Source organism: Bacillus sp. FSL R5-0434 (assembly GCF_038004745.1).
Taxonomy (GTDB): domain Bacteria; phylum Bacillota; class Bacilli; order Bacillales; family Bacillaceae; genus Bacillus; species Bacillus halotolerans.
Genome location: NZ_JBBORV010000001.1, coordinates 961,191 through 979,061, shown reverse-complemented (window position 1 = coordinate 979,061; position 17,871 = coordinate 961,191). Strand labels below are relative to the sequence as shown.

The following is a 17,871-nucleotide window of genomic DNA, read 5'->3' as shown; positions in this document are numbered from 1 at the left end:
CTTTTTTTTACGAAATACGTTTTCCGTAAATAATATAACGTTTCGGGGCATCCCCGACGTATGAAAAAGGATAGCAGGTGGTCAGAATGAGCTCTTCCTTTTCGTGCTGCAGCGTAATAATGGAGGTATCATCCTTATCCACGATTTTTGTTTTTTCAATTTCATATGTGAAATCACCATATGAAAGGATGATGTTGAGCCGGTCACCTTTTTCAAGCTCTCCTGTCCGGCGAAAAACGGTGTCCCGATGTCCTGACAGTACAATTTGCCCGTTTTCATCTGGATAATAGCTGTCCTTGTAATGCCCCACACCCTTTTCTAAATCATCTGCATCGGTCCCTTCCACGATCGGAAGCTCCGCATTGATTTTCGGTATTTCCAGTATGCCGCTTGCTTGGCCGGTCTTCGGCTTAAACGATGATTTTTTCTCGGCTTGATTATCGTTTTTCTTCGTGCCTGCAATGGCCTGCGGCTGTTCAGCCGCCTTTTTTGCTTCTTTTAATGTCTGCTCTGTTTTCATGCTGGTATCTATCAGCTTGAAGCCCCCGTAGCCTGTGATCACAAGACCGATCACAATGATCACAAGAGGAATATATTTTTTCACGTCGTAGCGGCACTCCTTTTCCTTCTGATATATAAATACGTTCCGGACAGTGAGACCGCTGCGCCGATCACAATGAAGTTGTAGTATCCTGCTGATGTATCCGGAAGCTTATGATCAGAACCGCTTTCCTCACTTTCTTTATGCAAAGGCAGTGTGTTTATACGGCCGGCGGCAGTGGCAGGCTGTTTGGTCTCTGTTAATTCTTCAAAGGTCGAAATGACTGCAGGCGGCAGCTGATGGACCGGAGCTGTCCCCGGGGTCTCTCTTAGATCAGGCTGTTCTTCCCCAGGTGTCGGATTTACCTTGCCCGGATCGTCTGTTCCCGGACTGTCTGCCGGGTCTTCAGTGACTGGGTCTTCAGCCTGACTGTCTTCAGCCAGTTTTATTCTGCCTTCTTTCGTATATGAAATCGGCTTATCAAAGCTTTTTACATACTCTACAGTCGCTTCTAAATCCTCAGGCCCTGTAACCGGATGTTTCCCAAGCAATCCGATTGGCTGGTATTTGGCTCCTGTCGCCGTCGCCATAAAATGATTAACGGTCAATGTGTATGTGGCATCCGGCTGGATTTCGGTTCCGTCTGCCATCTTTATATCAACCGCTTTGCCTGTTTCTGTATCCCACGTATACGTAAACCCGCTTATGCTGTAGTCAGGGCCGAAAATCGGTGAGATTTGCGCATTGATGATCTCCCGCAAATCTTTTCCTTTAATCTCAAGCTTCGTCAGCACATTTCCAAACGGCTGAATGTTATAAAGGTCTCCCCATGTAATTGGGCCTTTCTTCAGTCCTTCCCGTATCCCGCCGCCATTCATTAGCGCAAAATCCGTTTTCATCGCCGCTCTCATGCCATCAGCAATCAAATTCCCAAGTGGTGTGTCGCCATCATTAGAATAACCGCCTTCCATATCAACAGCCGCCTCACCGACTACTTCGCTGATAATCGGTTCAGCAAGGGCCTGATACTTGCTTAAAATAGCTGAGGCGCTGGCATCAGGTTTTTTCTTGCTTTGATCGACATATTCGATATCAGCCGATTTTTTGACGATGTCTTTTGTCTGTTTATTGATTTCCAGATCTACAACACCTATCGCTTTTCCGTATTCAAACGCCTGAACGATCAGCTTGCCGTTCACTTCACCATTGACGACCTTATGGTTATGCGCTGCAAAAATGATGTCTATCTCAGAATCTGATTTGTTTGCAAGGTCAGCAGATTCGCCTGTTATTGTACTGCCATTTTGTTCGGCAGACATATGTGCGAGCACTGCAATGGCCCTGATGCCTTTTTTCTTCAACTCTTCGGCAGCGTCATTTACCGCTTGTATTTCATCGGTAAACTCAATATCCTTTATTCCGTCAGGCATGACCATTCCGGCCGCCGACTGTGTGACAACCCCAATAAAAGCAACTGGTATGCCCTCTACGTTTATAATGTCATAAGCCGGCAAAAAGGGTTCTCCGGTAGACTTCATTTTACAATTGGCGCACACAAGGGGAAAGTTTTGTCCGTCATAGCCGCTAGTGCCTTTCGGGTGATCTCCCCCTTTTAACATTCTCATGAGTTCATCCGTACCTTCATCGAACTCGTGATTGCCCACAGTTCCGACATCAAATCCGATATCCTCCATCAGCTCGACAGTTGGTTCGTCTTGAAGAAGAGATGATACGGGCGAACTTCCTCCGATCATATCCCCGGCGTGCACAGTGAGCGTGTTTTTCTTTTCCGCCTTTTTTTCTTTCAAATAGGCAGCTGCATAGTCCATGCGTCCGAATGTGCCATCTGGACTGCCGTCTCCATCAAGGTCAAGCTCGTATTGCTGATCGATTTTCCCATGTAAATCGTTCATGCTTAAAATTCTAAGCGGTATATTTTCTTGGAGAGAGGTTTGCTTTTTCTTGTAACCGGCACTCTCTGCTTCAGCTGCTGAAGCAAAGAAGATCCTGTTTTCCACAGCCACCTGCTTCCAGTCTGCTGGCGAAACATAGGTCTTGTTTGATGAGTCTCCCACATACCTTGTCAGCCCTTTTCCCTGCTCTCTGGCTCTAAATTCAAACGGCATTTCCATTAGAGGATCCGCTTCATTCCAAATGCCTTTTTGCTCCTTTTTAGCATTGGCGGCTGCGGCCTGAAATTCCTGATAATCCTCTTCATTTTCAACAGGCCAAATAAAATATGTTGGAGCATAGCCATTTTTCACGAGTTCTAAATTTACATTTGCCCCTGTCTCAGTCACAACCTGTCCAAGAAGTCTCCCATAGCTGTCCATGGCTTCGCTGCCGACTTTTACAGTAATGTGATCTCCTGGAGACAAAACAGTTTTTAAATAGTCAGAGGCTTTTTTTCCAAATCTTAATTGATTTTCATCCGCTTCATTTTTTGGTGTGTGGTATGTTTCTGGCGTGTCTACATTTACAAAGCGGATTTTTGCCGTGCCAAGTATCGGTTTTTTGACATGAATGGTGTCACCGTCTACAACGCGATCAACCACAGTTTCATATTCGCCTTCTGAAGGCGGCGGGGCAGGCTGCTCTTGAAGCAGCTTCATGTCTGCTGATTTTCGCGGAAGAAGCTGAAAGGATTGATATCTGCTCAACACGCCAGTGATTTCATACCATTTATCCTCAGTCAGTTCATCAATGATACCTGTCTCACTCATAACACGCAGTGTCATTGCGTGGTGATCATTATCAATCATCGTAACATTGTAACCGCCGCCTGCTTGAGAATTTGGAATGGAAGAAATATAAGCTTTGACTGTTACAAGACGCCCTTCATATTGATCACCCAAGCTGCCATTGACCAGTTCATTGATCGTTGAAAATTCAGGGACAGGGAGAGGCTGATTTGATTGGGTAATACGGATGCCTGATGTATCCGGAACTATTTCAGTAAGCCCTTGGTAAGTCGTTATTTTCCCTGTCACCGTAATGTCCATTCCTTCTTTTAACTCAGGGAAATTCTCTGGTGCTGCCGAATAAATGTTGATGCCGCCTGTGTCATCCTGCATAAAGGTCGACAGCTTTCCGCCTCCGATTGCGCTCTGATCGGCAGTAACAACGCCTTTAATCGTGACATGTTCATTCATTCGGCCGCGCGCTTCCTGTATTGTAATAGGCTGTGCTGCCGGCGGAGATTCAGCGTCATCCTTTAAGACCATTGACTGAACCTTCTTAAGACCTGCCGTATTAAAATAATGTTCAAGCTCACCTTGAACAGCTATCTTTTTCCCAAGAAGCAGCGGGTTCGTTTGCAGTCCGAATTGGCTTCTAAACGCTGAGGGGATTTGCACGGGAAGAATGTGATCGGGTGATGTCTCGTTTTTGCTGTCCGCTATAGCAACGTTATAATCATTTGAAAAAGGGCTTGTCAGATTGTAATGCTGGGGTGAAACGGCTTGGCCGATTGTATATCCTTCGACAAGAGCTTGCCCCTCTTTTTGCTGTATCGCTTTTTCAACCGATATTGGTTCTGGCTCAGCAGCTCTTACAGCTTCATAAGCGGACATGACATTCAAGAAAATGAAAAGTATGATCAAAACAACATGCAAAAAACGCCTCATCAGTTTTCCTCCCTTACATCTTGCATCATTCGTTTATTTGATAATCACTTCGACAATCAGTATATAAATCCTGTCAGGCGCTGCATAAAACACCGCAGACAAGCACAAAATACAGCTGATCTGAAAAAAAAGGAGGAATTCGGTTTGGATCAGCAATTTCAGCAGCAATCACAGAATAAAGGGATACCAGGCAAACCGCATCAAAATCACGGCGGACATGAAATGTTTGATATGCACGAGGTGCTTTCCGGAACGCTTACTGTGCTTGATCAGTTTATGATGCTGAGACAATTCTGTAAGGATCAGGAATTATTAAACATCCTTGACCGTCAATATCAATTCATTACATCTCAATATAACTTAACGGCAGAGTGCTTCAAAACAGGAAGCGAGCCTTCACAAAAAACGGCAACTTATATGATGAAAGAAGACAACCAGACTGTTTACGGTATGCAGCCGGCACAGCCTAAGAAACCTGTTCAATCCATGAATGACATTGATGACAGCATCATCAGCCGCCAAATGCTTTGCGCTGTTAAGGCACAGGCATCTATGCTGACGATGGCTTCTCTAGAAATGACAAATCCGGCCGTAAGACGTGTACTGTCTGCGCAAATTCAGCAGTATGTCGAAATGGCTTTTGAGATTTTCCTTTACCAAAACAAACATGGTTATTACCAAGTTCCGCAGCTTGACGCGCAGGATATGGAACAACTGAGAAATTCATTTGCCCCTGCACAAGGACAAATGCCTCCGACTCAAGGCGGTATGGGCCAGCAGGGACTTCATTAAATAAAAAAGGCATTGGATAGAAACTATCCAATGCCGCATTTTCTTCAAACGTTCTGGTAAAATCTTTTTCAAATTGATCAAGACTATCCTGCGTCGCCGCTTTAAACCCTTTTTTAAAATCCCCTTTTTTCGCTGTTTCCTTTATAATCTCCAAAATAATGTCTTTCCCGTATGTTTCCGTCAGCTCATTGATCATATAAAAGCTTTGCAAATAAACATCGGTTTCATATTCCGATCGAGCTTCCTGCCAGTTCTGATCTGTCTGCAAACGGTCAAACGGCACGACAGTAAACGTGATCGGATCTATGAGCAATTCATAGTTCGCGATCCACTCGCTTAATCCTTCATGGAACCATAAGGGGAACTCATCAGGACCTGCTTCGAGCTCCCGTAATTTCTGATGAAACGCATGGTGTGTGTACTCATGAATCAATAATCTCTGATACAGATAAACCGCTACATCATCACCTTCTAAAAGCTGCTTTTTCTCTTCAGGCAATAATCCGATCAGCTGCTCCCGCTCAGAATAAAAGCCGACAACATCCAATAAACCGGAATAAGCCTCCATCTGTTTTTCATTAGGAAAAAAAATAATATCAATAGGCTTATGATTCGAATAGTCAAGCATGACCTGATTAATACTCACCGCATATTCAAGCGTTTCTTTCGTTAATGGCAGTAAGGATTTTTCCTTAGAAGTGTAATAAACATCGGCCTGTTTAAATGACTCTTTCTTCATGTGCTTCGTCACTTGTTCTTTCGTTATCCCAGATGTCTGCCCTGGCAAAGACAGAATATACATCGTGCTTGATACGATGGCCGAGCTTACGGCCAGCATCACAAGGACTCCGCACAGGAATAGAGCGGATGCCGCACGCTTTCCTATGCCACCCTGCAAACGTCTCCCTCCCTGAGCCGGTCCGTCTTGTACCTTTTATTTTTACTCTATGCAGCCTTAGTTCACAGCGTGTCATTTCTGCAAAGAAAAAAGCCGCACAAGTTATGCGGCTTTTTATCTGTTATTCAGCTTGCGGAAAGACACGTTGTACTGTTTGACTGAATTCATCAAAGAATCCTGCAATCGGATCACCATTTTGAATCCGTTCGCCATACCCCTGCATCCGATCAACAAAGTCTGGATTTGCAGAAACATAAACATTGTCCATGTTCTTATCAGTGTCTCTAACTTTATCGGAAATTTTCTTTTTCAGATCTTTTCCAACTTCTTTTTTCCCATTTGTTAATACAACTGCAACATACGCTTGATTTCCGGCAACAATCACATTCGCGTGTTTAACTTCTTTCATATCGGTAATTTTATCGGCTGCATCATCAGCAACTTCCAACTTACGGTTATCATTACCGTTATTGTCATTACCATTATTCGTCATATTATTGTCAACGTTGTCACGGCTATCATTTGCATTGTTGATATTTCTTGTGCCGTTATCATTTGCCGGATTGCGGTAGTTAACATTTTCAGGCTCTGCATTATCACGTCTGCCCTCACCCTGATTGGCCATACTGCAGCCAGTCATAAGCAAAGGGATAAGAAGCATGGACGCAAGGACTTGTTTTTTTCCAAGCATGTGAATTCCTCCTTTATCACTTTACTTATAGGTTTTTCTAATTGGCTCTAAATATGCATGAAAAAATAACGGAAATGCTTTCCCGGGAAATAAAACGGTTAATTTGTCTAATCAGAGGGGAAAATATCAATACACTTATAAAGGAGGGATCACGTTGTTCAATCAGCGAAAAGGAATCAGTCCGACAGCCTTAGTTATCGGTTCAACTGTGCTTGTTGCTGCTTTATCACCGCAGATCCGGCAAAAAATCAGCGGGTTTATTACAGGTCAAATGAGCAACCGGAATTCTCAAAATAAGTCGTTTGATGTTTCTAATGTTGGAGATATGATGAAACAGGCGTTTGGCGGGAATAATCAAGATCAATCTCAAAATCGTCAGCAAAATGGCCGGCAGCATCAGCATGCAGGCCAGCAGCAAAGCCACCCTCAACAGCATCAGTCTCAGTCTAAGCATAATCGCCAAACGGACACAACAACAGCCAGAAATAGACAGCAGCAATATGCAGAGCCAATCCATTTCGAACAAAGCGCAATGAATGTAATGGATGACAACACTGTAATGGAAATGCTGGAAGACTTAGAACCCGGCCGTTAAAAAAAACGTGTAATCCCCCGCGGGATTACACGTTTAATATGACTAGGCTTCTTCCGCTTCGATCACATTGGATCGATCTTGGAATACACCAGAATCTATTTCCTTCGTGACTTTGCTGGTAATCAGGCCTGATGTCATACTTCCGCTGACATTCAGCGCAGTACGTCCCATGTCAATCAACGGTTCGATAGAGATTAATAAACCGGCGAGCGCGACAGGCATATTTAACGCTGATAAAACGAGCAGCGCAGCGAATGTAGCTCCGCCGCCAACCCCGGCGACACCAAACGAACTGATGGCAACAACCGCGATAACTGAGATAATAAACGCCGGATCAAACGGATTTTGACCGATTGTCGGGGCAATCATCATCGCCAGCATAGCCGGATAAATGCCTGCACAGCCATTTTGGCCGATAGATAGCCCGAACGAGCCGGCGAAATTCGCAATTCCTTCCGGGACACCCAAGCTTCTTTGTGTTTTAATATTCAGCGGCAAAGCGCCTGCGCTTGATCGTGACGTAAATGCAAACACGAGTACAGGCAGCGCTTTTTTCAAATAAACAACCGGATTTAATCCGCTGATCGTCAGCAGAAGCAAGTGGATGATAAACATTACAATTAACGCGGCATATGAAGCAATGACAAACATACCCAGTTTCAAAATGCTGTCAATATCACTTGTCGCAATCGTTTTTGTCATAATGGCCAGCACACCGTAAGGCGTCAGTCTCAAGATGAGAGTAACAACACGCATGACAATGGCGTAAACAGCATCAATCAATTTTTTGAACGTTTCAGCCTGTTCCGGCTGTTTCCGTCTCACACCTAGAAATGCAATGCCCAGAAAAGCGGCAAAAATAACGACTCCGATAGTTGATGTCGGTCTAGCCCCTGTAAAATCCAAAAACGGATTTCCAGGAAGCAGCTCAATCATTTGCTGCGGCAGTGTTTTCGCTGTCATCTCCTCTGATTTCTGTTCAAGCTCCTGTCCCCGAGAAAGCTCTGTATTTCCTTGGTCAACCTGAATCGCCTGAAGATCAAAGGAAAGGGCGGACGCAATACCAACCGCCGCGGCTACCGCTGTAGTCGCAACCAAAATCCCGATAATCAAACCGCTGATTTTCCCGAGATTTTTTGTCAGCTTCATCTTTGTAAAAGCGCCTAGAATGGAAATAAAAACAAGCGGCATGACAATCATTTCAAGCAATTTGACATATCCGCCCCCGGCAATATTAAACCAGTCGGCTGTTTGAACCACAATGTTTGAAGTCGGACCGTATATCAGCTGAAGCGCAAATCCAAAAACGATCCCCAGCCCCAGGGCAGTAAACACACGTTTTGAAAAAGAAACATGTTTCTTCTGCATGGCAAATAGCCCAATAATGAGTAAAAGTAAAATAAATACGTGCAAAATGACTAGCAAAGTCTCCAATTGAGGCAAACTCTCCCTTCAAAATTTTTCTTATATACTATATTACACAAATTCCGATAGTTCAAGTAAGAATTATTTCAGCATCAATATTTGGATAAAAAAACCCAATGAATACCGTTTTTGTTCTTTTCATTCCCCCCTTTCTTTAGTAACTTATATAAGGGTGATAATATTGCTGAAAGAACTGTTCGTAAATTTGACCATTTTAATCACATTTAATTATCTGTTCACCCACCTGTTTAAAGAAAGGTTAATACATAAAAAAGACCGCCTGTCCTTTCAGTTAATAAAAGGAACTGCCTGCGGTCTCCTCGGGGTTATTCTTATGAATTTTGGTTTGACGTATCACCATTCAATCATAGATTTTAGAAATATCCCTATTATGATCGCCGCTCTTTATGGAGGCTGGGTGTCTACGGCGGCAGCCCTGATGATAATCGCAGCAGGACGCATGCTGATCAGCTTGAATGAATCAGCGCTGTATTCCATGATTACAATTTGTATCGCTGCCGTGCTGTCACTTATTGCATCAAGGAGAGAAAAAGTTCAGCTGAAACACGTTCTGTTACTTTTAATCATTTCAAATGGTTTCATCTCCTTTTTCTTCTATGTATTTGTTGATATCTATTCACTTAAGCTTCACTTTTACTTTTGGCTGATTTCAATTATCGGCGGCATGCTCAGCCTATATATTATCGAGCATGAAACAAATGCACATCTTTTATTTAAACAGTATAAGTTCCAGGCGCACTTTGACTTTTTGACAGGTATTTATAACCGCAGAAAGTTTGAAGAAATCACACAAGACCTGTATCAACAGGCTGCACACACTCCATCTTTACAATTTTCGCTTATTTATATGGATATCGATCACTTTAAAACCATTAACGATCAATACGGCCATCATGAGGGGGATCAGGTTCTAAAAGAGCTGGGATCCCGACTAAAACAAAATATCCGCAACACTGATCCTGCCGCACGGATCGGCGGCGAGGAATTTGCCGTCCTCTTGCCAAATTGCACGCCCGAGAAAGCATTCCAAATCGCCGAACGGATCAGGCACTCGATTAGTCATACACCGATTGTATTAACAAACGGGGAAAAGCTTGCCGTTACGGCCTCACTGGGGGTAGCCCATTACCCCCGAAACACAGATAAGCCGGAAACCTTGCCGGTTCTTGCTGATCAAATGCTGTATAAAGCGAAAGAAAGCGGCCGAAACAAAGTATGGTTTTCTGAAAAAAAAGAATGAATTCATTTTTTGAATTCATTCTTCCAATCTGAAAGACGATGTAAAGGCAAAAAAGCGGGAACAAGCATCCCTTGATACTCTTTCTCTATAAATGCCGCTGTATCATCTGATTGATAGAGTTCAAGGATGGTTTGCAGTGTTTCGCGATCTCTGTCCTCAGCTCTGACAACAATTACATTCATATCTTCCTTCCCGGTTTGTCTGCCGCCCTTTAATGTATGCTTCTGCGGGTTCAGCCCCGCTTTTTTTGCGGCGGCTGTATTCATCACAAACACGTCGGCTCCGCTCAATACATCCTGTCGGCGTACGGTTTTCAATTTCAAGTGTTTCGGATTATCTTTTATCACATCAATTGAACCGGTTCCGTTAAATCCGTTCTTCAAAGTAAGCAAACCCGCTTCCTGCAGCAGCGTAAGGGCTCGCCCAAAATCGAGCGCTTCATCTGGGACAGCAACAACAGCACCGCGCGGAATATCTTTGATTCGCTGATATCGTTTTGAATAAATGCCCATAGGCGCTATGTATGTCGTGCCGAGCGGTGCCAGTTTATGTTTGTATTTCTTTGAAAACGACTGAAAATATGAAATGGATTGAATAGCATTGGCATCAATCTCTTTGTTAGCCAGCGCAATATCTGATTCTGCATAATCAGAGAATGGAATCAGCTGAATATTAAGCCCTTCCGCTTCAGCCTTTTTTACGATATAGTTCCATATCGCTTCGTCCGACTCAGCAATTCCAATTTTTATCGTTTCATGTTCTGCTGACGGTGAGCATGCAGAAAATGAAATGAAAAGAATAAGAACAAAACTGCATACAAGCCACTTTTTCATTGTGACACCATACTCCTATCTATTTATTAGAGCATGCAAGCAATATCAGACATAAAAATCAGACGCTCTTAGTTGATAAACGTTGTCATTTGTAACATTGGTTAACTTTACCTTACTCATATCAGATAGGGTTGTCAATTACTATTACCCTACCTTTGCGTAAAGAGAAATTAAAGTAAAAAGTCCTGCAAACATATGATCACGTATCGAAAAAACAGATACATTTCGGCAAATAAATATCAAAATGAAAAATAATATGTTATTTTCCGAAAAAAGTTTCGTTTAACAGTTGTTTTTTCTCAAAATTACTGGTAGAGTAAAGGTAATTATTTTTGTTCGAACTATCTTTAAGAAGAAAGTTTTGTAAGAGTTTTCGTCTTGGAAGTTTGTTTTAGAGCAAGAATAGTGAATTTAAGCGTTATGATCGCTTTAGGAGGAAATTTCATGTTAGAAGGTAAAGTAAAATGGTTCAACTCTGAAAAAGGTTTCGGATTCATCGAAGTAGAAGGTCAAGACGATGTATTCGTTCATTTCTCTGCTATTCAAGGCGAAGGCTTCAAAACTTTAGAAGAAGGCCAATCAGTTTCTTTCGAAATCGTTGAAGGAAACCGTGGACCACAAGCTGCTAACGTTACTAAAGAAGCGTAAGCATAAATTGATAATAAAAACTGCAGGTGCAAGCCTGCAGTTTTTATTTAAAAGAAAAAGCTGTTTTGCTTATGCAAAACAGCTTTTTTCATTAGTTCGCAATATCCCGTTTCATAAAGATTCCGAAAGCAAGCAACAGAAAGACGACAAAGTAAATCACCAGCATCACAATAGAAAAAGTGATTGTCATCCCTTCCACTAACGGTGTTCCTTCTACATACTGCATCAGATCAACATTGGCAAATAAAATATACTTCGCCCAGTCAAACTTCATCGCCATAAATGTAGTGGCTGTCGTGCCCGTTACCAATAAAAAGATAGAAAACCCTACAGCAAGAGAGCTGTTTCTGAATACTGCGGACAGCATAAATGCCATCGTAGCCAGCATTAAAGCCGCAACAGATTCTGAGAGATACGTTTTGGCCAAATATCCTAACATGTTTTGTTCCAATACATGACCATCTTTATAGATTAAATGAACATTCGCGGCAGTGTCCCCGCCTGTTCCAAAAAAGACCAGTCCCAGCAAAGTTGAACCTATAAATAATATAAACAGCAATAAGAGACCAAATAAAAGAACGGTAATATATTTAGAAAGCAGAATTTGAAAACGGCTGAGCGGCCGAATCATTAACAGCTTAACCGTACCCCAGTTAAATTCGTTTGCGACGATGCCAGCTGCAATTATAATCGTGAACAGCCCAGTAAGGATTGTAAAACCGGCAGAATCCGTTACATAAGACCAAACGGTATATCCAGTGTCACTCGGGATATTATGTTCAATGCGATAGTTATTGATTGTAATCGTTTCTTCATATTGTCCTTTTAGGGAAGGATCTTCTTTCATCGCCTTCTTCAAATCAGCATTTTGTGCTTGAAGCGTTTCTTCCCACTTCGGATTTGCTTCATCGGTTGAAAAGTGGTTTGTTAAAAATGCCCACCCGATCATTGTCAAAGCCAGGATTCCGATCATCACCCATGTTCCGACACGGCTGAAAATTTTGATCCACTCATTATAAATCAAATTAAGCATGTTGAACCTCCTCTTTTGCTTCGCCTGTGATTTCTAAGAAACGATCCTCTAATGATTTTGTAATCACTTTGACTTCATAAATGCGGATTTGCTGCATGACCAGCAATTCAATGACTGCAGGGACGTCCTCTTTAGCCAGTTTGATTTCCAAACCGTTTGTCTTGATTACCGAATCATATTCTTTTAGAATCGCAGCAGCTTCTTTCGGCTGCTCCACATGGAAGAAATATGTATCCTTTTCATCAGTTATTTCATCTCTTACATTCTGAATATCGATAAGTTTTCCTTTTTGGATAATCGCAATTCGGTCACACATTAGTTCCATTTCTGACAGCAGATGGCTTGATACGATGACAGACATTCCTCTTTCTCGCGTCAGCTTCTTTAAATGGTCTCTGATTTCTCTGATTCCCGCCGGATCAAGGCCGTTAGTCGGTTCATCCAAAATCAGCACTTTCGGATCGTGCAGAAGGCATTGTGCCAAGCCGAGACGCTGTCTCATTCCCAGAGAGTAGGTTTTCACTTTATCATGGATTCTTTCTTTGAGGCCTACCAGTTCTACCACTTCATCAATTTTTTCCTTCGTGACACCCTTTACCATCCTTGCGTATTGCTGGAGATTTTTATATCCGCTTAAGAATTTATACAGCTCTGGATTCTCTACAATAGCCCCGATATGTTTGATTGCCTTGGCATAATCTTTTGTGATTGATTGGCCGCAAATGAGCACGTCACCTTGTGACAGCTTCATTAAACCGACCATCATTCTGATTGTCGTCGTTTTCCCTGCTCCGTTTGGTCCCAGAAATCCAAATACTTCGCCTTCGCGAATCGTAAAGCTCAGATGATCAATGATCGTCCGGCCTCTGATGTTTTTTGTCACATTTTTTAATTCCAATACTGTTTTCATCAAATTCCTCCTCTTTCTAGTAAACTTCCATATTCGTTTTAAACCATTGCAGCACGGACATACCTTCCTGCTCGCGAATCTCTTCTACATCACGCTGTGCCATTTTTTCTCCGTCGGCGAGCACGATGACCTCGTCAAGCAGGATTTCAATTTCATCAATTTCGTGTGTCGCAATGACAACGATCTGCTGCTCAAAATCAATATAAGAAACGAGGCTGTTTACGATTGAATCCCTGACCATTGGATCAAGACCGGAAAAAGGCTCATCCAGCAGAATGACGGAAGCTTTTCTTGATAGTGCCAGCACGATTTTAAGACGGCCTCGATTCCCCTTAGAAAGCTGCTTTATCTTTTTTTCAGGCTTCAGCTGCATTTCCTCAAGCAGCTGATAGGCTTTTTCCATCTGAAAGTCAGGGAACTGTGATTCGTAAAAATCGAGCATATCTTTCACCGTAAATCCGGGATAAAACATGTCTAACTCTGTTAGATAAGCCGTCTGCTTGATCATGTCTCTTGTTACAGGCTGTTCACCCGCTTTTACTGAACCTGTAGTAGGAAACATCAATCCGGCCATTAATTTCAAGGTTGTCGATTTCCCGCTGCCATTCGAGCCCAAAAATCCGTAAATTTTTCCCGGATATAAAGTGAATGATATATTGTTTAGCGCCGTGTGGCCGCCGTATCTCTTAGACACATTGTCAAATACAATATTCATTCCTGTCCTCCTCCCGTGTATTTTTTAATGCCTGCCAGCATTTCTTCTTTTGTTAATCCCAGCTCTGCCATTTGATGAATAAAGCTTTCAAACACTTCACGGGTAAGCCTCTCTTTCAGTTCATCCACGAGTTCAGCTTTGTCAGCGATAAACGTCCCTTGCCCTCTTCTTGTCTCCACAATTCCCAGCCTTTCCATTTCACTGTAGGTTCTTTGAATCGTATTCGGATTTACTTTTGTTTGAATTGCCATTTCTCTGACAGACGGCAGCTTGTCTCCGGGAACAAGCTCCTGTCTGACCAGCCTATAAAAGATTTGATCAGCAATTTGCAAATAAATCGGTTTAGAGGATTGAAAGTCTTGTCTCATGTTCTCTACACCTCAACTTTTCGCTGCAGGAGCCTGGAAGCCAGAAAAAGAAATACAGCTGCCAAAACCAGCATGACTATAATAGACGGATAGGGAAGATGGAAGATGTTTAATTCCACGCTCCACCCTAAGGATCCCTTGTATGTAAAACCGACATCTCCATACGTTGTGAAATAATACAGTTTATCCAGCGGTGTCACCCAAGGCATGATCAAATGGTCCTCTACATAAAACCACCCTATCCCCAGTAACATACAAATGAACCAGCGAAACCGCCTGATGAAGGAAGAACTCGATTTTAAAGAATGAAACACATTCCACAGCAGGATCACCGCACAGGAAAGATAAGCAGTAAATACCAGCCCATAAAGATTAAAGATCAGTATAGTGCCTGCAAGCGGAACTTGATCAGCAATGAGCGCTTTTGAGTCAAGGTACTGATAAAGAAAGACTCCATAAACTGAAATCAAAAACTGAAAAATAAATTGATAGACAAGACCGGTAGTCAGCTTCGAGAGTAAAAGCGCGGCTGCGCCGTTTGGATTATATAACCATAGCTGATTTTTCCCCTCTACACGAAGACTATTGTAGATCAGCAAAGGAGCTAAAAACACTTGAAAAATGGCAAGCATTACCCAGCATCCAAAAGCAGCTAAAGGTTCTTCAGTCAATCGTTCCAATAAAAAGCTTCCGGCAGCTAAAAGTATGACTGCACCGAGACATGCAAAAAACCGCATTTTTGACAGTCTCAGATCCTTTTTTACTAAACCCCAAAACGGTTTCATTGTTTTTCCTCCTAAAAACACTTATGAAGTGTATGACTCAAATAGTACACTAGAACTTTCTGAAATACAACATATTCCATGGATTTATTTTATAAAAAACCAAGTTTTATGCATTTAAACAGCATAAAAAAAGCAAACCCGCCATGAGTAAACGGATTTGCCTTTGATATTATTTCTTTTTATTTTTCATGGAGAGCAGCGCATCACGATAACTGCTGTCCTGCATTTTGTCACTTTTTTCAGTGACCTCTTTGTCTTTCTGATCTTCCTCAGAATGCTTAAACTTTTGAAGCGCCTGCCTGTAGAAGTCATCCCCAATTGAGTCACTTTTCTCTTTTTCAGAGTCAGTTTTTACAACGGCTGGGACATGCTCAGCAGCCCGTGCTTCAGCAGGGTATTGTGCTTCGTTTTCTTCCTCTTCTGGAGGGGCGATTTTTTCAGCTGTTTCTCGCTTCTCGAGTCCAGCAGAGGCGTTGCGGACGTTATACGTGATAAGGCCCGCAATCACAATGACAGCAGCAATAATTGCTATAATAATGGCCATTTTAACCTCTCCTTACTGTCCGGCTGTTAAGTTTCCTGTAACTTGGCTGACGCGTCTTCCTAATGCGCGGCCCAGCTGGATACCTTCCTCAGACATTAACTCATCACTGTCTACCGGGCAAGTGACGCCCGCTCCGTAGTAAGAACCGTACAGCGCGTTTTCAGGCACATTGCCAGGCAGACCGACAACAATCATCCCTTGGTGGAACATTGGCGTGATTAAGTTGTGCATTGTCATTTCCAAGCCGCCGTGTGTTGTTGCCGTTGTGCAGAATACTGCGCCGACTTTGTTGATCAGCTCGCCTTCAGCCCATAAGTAGCCGAGTCTGTCGATCCAAGTTTTCAGACCTGCACTGATTGTTCCGAAATGCCCGGGGCATCCCCAAATAATCGCGTCCATGTCTTTAAGCTTGCGGATATCCGCCTGATCTACGTGGTCGATGAATACTTCAGCCGCGTCGTTTTCCCGAGCGCCTTCAGCAATCGCTTCTGCCAATACCTTTGTATGTTCGCCTTCACTGTCATACACTACATAAATTTTCATTCAGGAAACCTCCCTGTACAGTTTAAGATTCCTTAACTTCTTTTGGAGCCGGAAGCAATGAAAGCTCCTCTTTTTTCTTTTTCTCCGCACGCAATTTATCTTTTCTGACATCACGCAGGAAAAGACTGAGAATCACACCTGCCACACAGAATAATGTCGCCCACATAAAGGCGTCATTAATCCCCATGACGTTTGAATCGAGTGTCGCGTGTTTATAAATATGTGAGTAAACATACGTTTTCGCTGTTTCATAAGGCACATTCATATTCACCATTATATTCGAAACTGCATTTTGGAACGCATGGAGGAAGTTCGGGTCCGCCGTGCTTGTTTTATCTGCAATTTGTGAATAATGGAATGTCGTGCGGTTTGTATAAATCGTCGTAATTAAGCTTGTTCCAATTGATCCGCTGATTTGGCGGAGCGTGTTGCTCATCGCCGTTCCGTGACTGTTCAGACGGGCAGGAAGCTGGTTCATCCCGGCTGTCATGACAGGCATCATTAAGAGTGACATACCGAATGCGCGAATTGAGTATACAAGCATAATGTGTGTATACGGTGTATCGATGGTCAATTGCGTATATTGGAATGTTGTCACCACTGTCACGACCAGACCGATAATCGCAAGCGGTCTCGGGCCGAATTTATCAAACAAAATACCTGAAATCGGAGACATGATCAGCATCACGATCGCACCCGGAAGCAGAAGCAGACCGGATTGAAGCGCCGTAAATCCGACCAGGTTTTGCAGATAGATCGGTAACAGGAACATACCAGTGTAAAGTGCCACTGTAATAATGATATTAATAACACTTGAGAGTGAGAAAATGTCGTATTTAAACACTCTGAAATCAAGCATCGGATCATCATGGCGCAATTGCTGAACAACAAAAGCAATAATTGCAATGACGCCGATTATAACTGTAGACAGTACAACCGGGTCGGTCCAGCCGTCAGAACCCGCTTCACTGACTCCGTATAATAAGGATGCGAAACCGACAATTGAGAGGATCGCTCCAAGTGTGTCAAGTTTGATTTTTTGCGGCTCCACCAGATTCTTAAAGATGAAGAAAGCCACGATGATAACAATTGCGCCGACCGGCACAAGTCCGTAAAACATAATGCGCCATGTGTAATGCTCAATAATCCACCCAGAAAGAGTCGGGCCGACCGCTGGAGCAAACATCATCGCAAGTCCGAAAATCCCCATTCCTTTCCCCCTGCTTTCAGGCGGGAAGATTAACAGAATGGTTGTCATAACGAGCGGCTGCAAGATACCTCCGCCCACGGCCTGGATCAAACGGCCGATCAGCATTACAGAGAAGTTAGGTGCGATACCGCAGACTAACGTACCGAGCGTAAAACAGAACATCGCAACGAGAAAGAGACTCCGTTGGCCAAAACGTGTAATCAGGAAGGCAGATAACGGAATCAATACGCCGTTAACAAGCATGTAACCTGTTGTCAGCCACTGAATCGTCGTTGCACTTACGCCAAATTCAGTCATTAAGTGCGGCATTGCGACGTTAAGCAATGTTTGGTTTAGTATTGCCAAAAACAAACCCGCCATTAGCACAATCAGCAATGTCATAGGGCTTTTTGTATTTTTTTCTTTGCCTGTAGCCATCTAAGACAACCTCCTTTCATGGTTTGATGACTGATC

17 protein-coding genes and 1 pseudogene are annotated in these 17,871 nt (G+C 43.0%); 4 read left to right on the top strand and 14 right to left on the bottom strand.

Going from position 1 to position 17,871, the window contains the following annotated elements:
• Nucleotides 1–7: 7 nt before the first annotated feature.
• Nucleotides 8–604, bottom strand: a complete 597-nt coding sequence (srtA, locus tag NYE43_RS05035; protein ID WP_095713752.1) for a sortase SrtA — start codon at nt 602–604, stop codon at nt 8–10.
• A complete protein-coding gene (locus NYE43_RS05030) occupies nt 601–4,167 on the bottom strand; it encodes a 5'-nucleotidase C-terminal domain-containing protein (RefSeq protein ID WP_341061126.1) in 3,567 nt (1,188 codons plus the stop codon). The genes srtA and NYE43_RS05030 overlap by 4 nt, the downstream gene beginning before the upstream one ends.
• 144 nt (nt 4,168–4,311) lie before the next feature.
• On the opposite strand from NYE43_RS05030, the gene NYE43_RS05025 reads away from it, so the two are divergent.
• Nucleotides 4,312–4,959, top strand: coding sequence for a spore coat protein (locus NYE43_RS05025; RefSeq protein ID WP_024120704.1), 648 nt, complete (start codon nt 4,312–4,314; stop codon nt 4,957–4,959).
• On the opposite strand, the pseudogene NYE43_RS05020 reads toward NYE43_RS05025, so the two are convergent.
• Together NYE43_RS05020 and NYE43_RS05015 are read right to left on the bottom strand one after the other, a co-directional pair.
• Nucleotides 4,891–5,857, bottom strand: a pseudogene (locus tag NYE43_RS05020) (hypothetical protein). The gene NYE43_RS05025 and the pseudogene NYE43_RS05020 overlap by 69 nt on opposite strands.
• Nucleotides 5,858–5,978: 121 nt before the next feature.
• A complete protein-coding gene (locus NYE43_RS05015) occupies nt 5,979–6,548 on the bottom strand; it encodes a YhcN/YlaJ family sporulation lipoprotein (protein ID WP_024120703.1) in 570 nt (189 codons plus the stop codon).
• A gap of 154 nt (nt 6,549–6,702) precedes the next feature.
• Here NYE43_RS05015 and NYE43_RS05010 point away from each other — a divergent pair, with 154 nt between their 5' ends.
• A complete protein-coding gene (locus NYE43_RS05010) occupies nt 6,703–7,143 on the top strand; it encodes a hypothetical protein (RefSeq protein ID WP_024120702.1) in 441 nt (146 codons plus the stop codon).
• 42 nt (nt 7,144–7,185) lie between these two features.
• Here the strand turns inward: NYE43_RS05010 and NYE43_RS05005 are convergent, their stop codons facing one another.
• Nucleotides 7,186–8,577 carry an L-cystine transporter gene (locus NYE43_RS05005; RefSeq protein ID WP_341061123.1) on the bottom strand — a complete coding sequence of 464 codons (1,392 nt, stop codon included), beginning with the start codon at nt 8,575–8,577 and terminating at the stop codon, nt 7,186–7,188.
• A gap of 172 nt (nt 8,578–8,749) precedes the next feature.
• On the opposite strand from NYE43_RS05005, the gene NYE43_RS05000 reads away from it, so the two are divergent.
• On the top strand, nt 8,750–9,829 hold the full coding sequence (locus tag NYE43_RS05000; RefSeq protein WP_095713756.1) for a GGDEF domain-containing protein: 1,080 nt from the start codon (nt 8,750–8,752) through the stop codon (nt 9,827–9,829).
• 2 nt (nt 9,830–9,831) lie between these two features.
• Here the strand turns inward: NYE43_RS05000 and NYE43_RS04995 are convergent, their stop codons facing one another.
• Nucleotides 9,832–10,662 carry a MetQ/NlpA family ABC transporter substrate-binding protein gene (locus tag NYE43_RS04995; RefSeq protein WP_341061120.1) on the bottom strand — a complete coding sequence of 277 codons (831 nt, stop codon included), beginning with the start codon at nt 10,660–10,662 and terminating at the stop codon, nt 9,832–9,834.
• Nucleotides 10,663–11,106: 444 nt separating this feature from the next.
• On the opposite strand from NYE43_RS04995, the gene cspB reads away from it, so the two are divergent.
• Entirely contained in the window at nt 11,107–11,310 is a 204-nt protein-coding gene (cspB, locus tag NYE43_RS04990) for a cold shock-like protein CspB (RefSeq protein ID WP_010333511.1), read from the top strand.
• A 91-nt stretch (nt 11,311–11,401) separates the two neighbouring features.
• Here the strand turns inward: cspB and NYE43_RS04985 are convergent, their stop codons facing one another.
• The 8 genes from NYE43_RS04985 to NYE43_RS04950 form a co-directional block, all read right to left on the bottom strand.
• Nucleotides 11,402–12,343, bottom strand: coding sequence for an ABC transporter permease (locus NYE43_RS04985; RefSeq protein ID WP_268497993.1), 942 nt, complete (start codon nt 12,341–12,343; stop codon nt 11,402–11,404).
• Entirely contained in the window at nt 12,336–13,253 is a 918-nt protein-coding gene (locus NYE43_RS04980; protein WP_024120697.1) for an ABC transporter ATP-binding protein, read from the bottom strand. The genes NYE43_RS04985 and NYE43_RS04980 overlap by 8 nt, the downstream gene beginning before the upstream one ends.
• Nucleotides 13,254–13,269: 16 nt before the next feature.
• A complete protein-coding gene (locus NYE43_RS04975; RefSeq protein WP_106021565.1) occupies nt 13,270–13,968 on the bottom strand; it encodes an ABC transporter ATP-binding protein in 699 nt (232 codons plus the stop codon).
• The gene (locus NYE43_RS04970) at nt 13,965–14,336 is read right to left on the bottom strand and encodes a GntR family transcriptional regulator (RefSeq protein ID WP_024120695.1); all 372 of its coding nucleotides are present in this window, start codon (nt 14,334–14,336) and stop codon (nt 13,965–13,967) included. Before NYE43_RS04970 ends, NYE43_RS04975 begins: the two co-directional genes overlap by 4 nt.
• Before the next feature lie 5 nt (nt 14,337–14,341).
• On the bottom strand, nt 14,342–15,121 hold the full coding sequence (locus NYE43_RS04965) for a hypothetical protein (RefSeq protein ID WP_341061113.1): 780 nt from the start codon (nt 15,119–15,121) through the stop codon (nt 14,342–14,344).
• 169 nt (nt 15,122–15,290) lie between these two features.
• Complete coding sequence (locus tag NYE43_RS04960; protein ID WP_024120693.1) at nt 15,291–15,665, bottom strand: hypothetical protein; 375 nt, start codon at nt 15,663–15,665, stop codon at nt 15,291–15,293.
• A 12-nt stretch (nt 15,666–15,677) separates the two neighbouring features.
• Entirely contained in the window at nt 15,678–16,208 is a 531-nt protein-coding gene (locus tag NYE43_RS04955) for an NAD(P)H-dependent oxidoreductase (protein ID WP_003224063.1), read from the bottom strand.
• A 22-nt stretch (nt 16,209–16,230) separates the two neighbouring features.
• On the bottom strand, nt 16,231–17,835 hold the full coding sequence (locus tag NYE43_RS04950) for an MFS transporter (protein ID WP_044156655.1): 1,605 nt from the start codon (nt 17,833–17,835) through the stop codon (nt 16,231–16,233).
• Nucleotides 17,836–17,871: the final 36 nt, after the last annotated feature.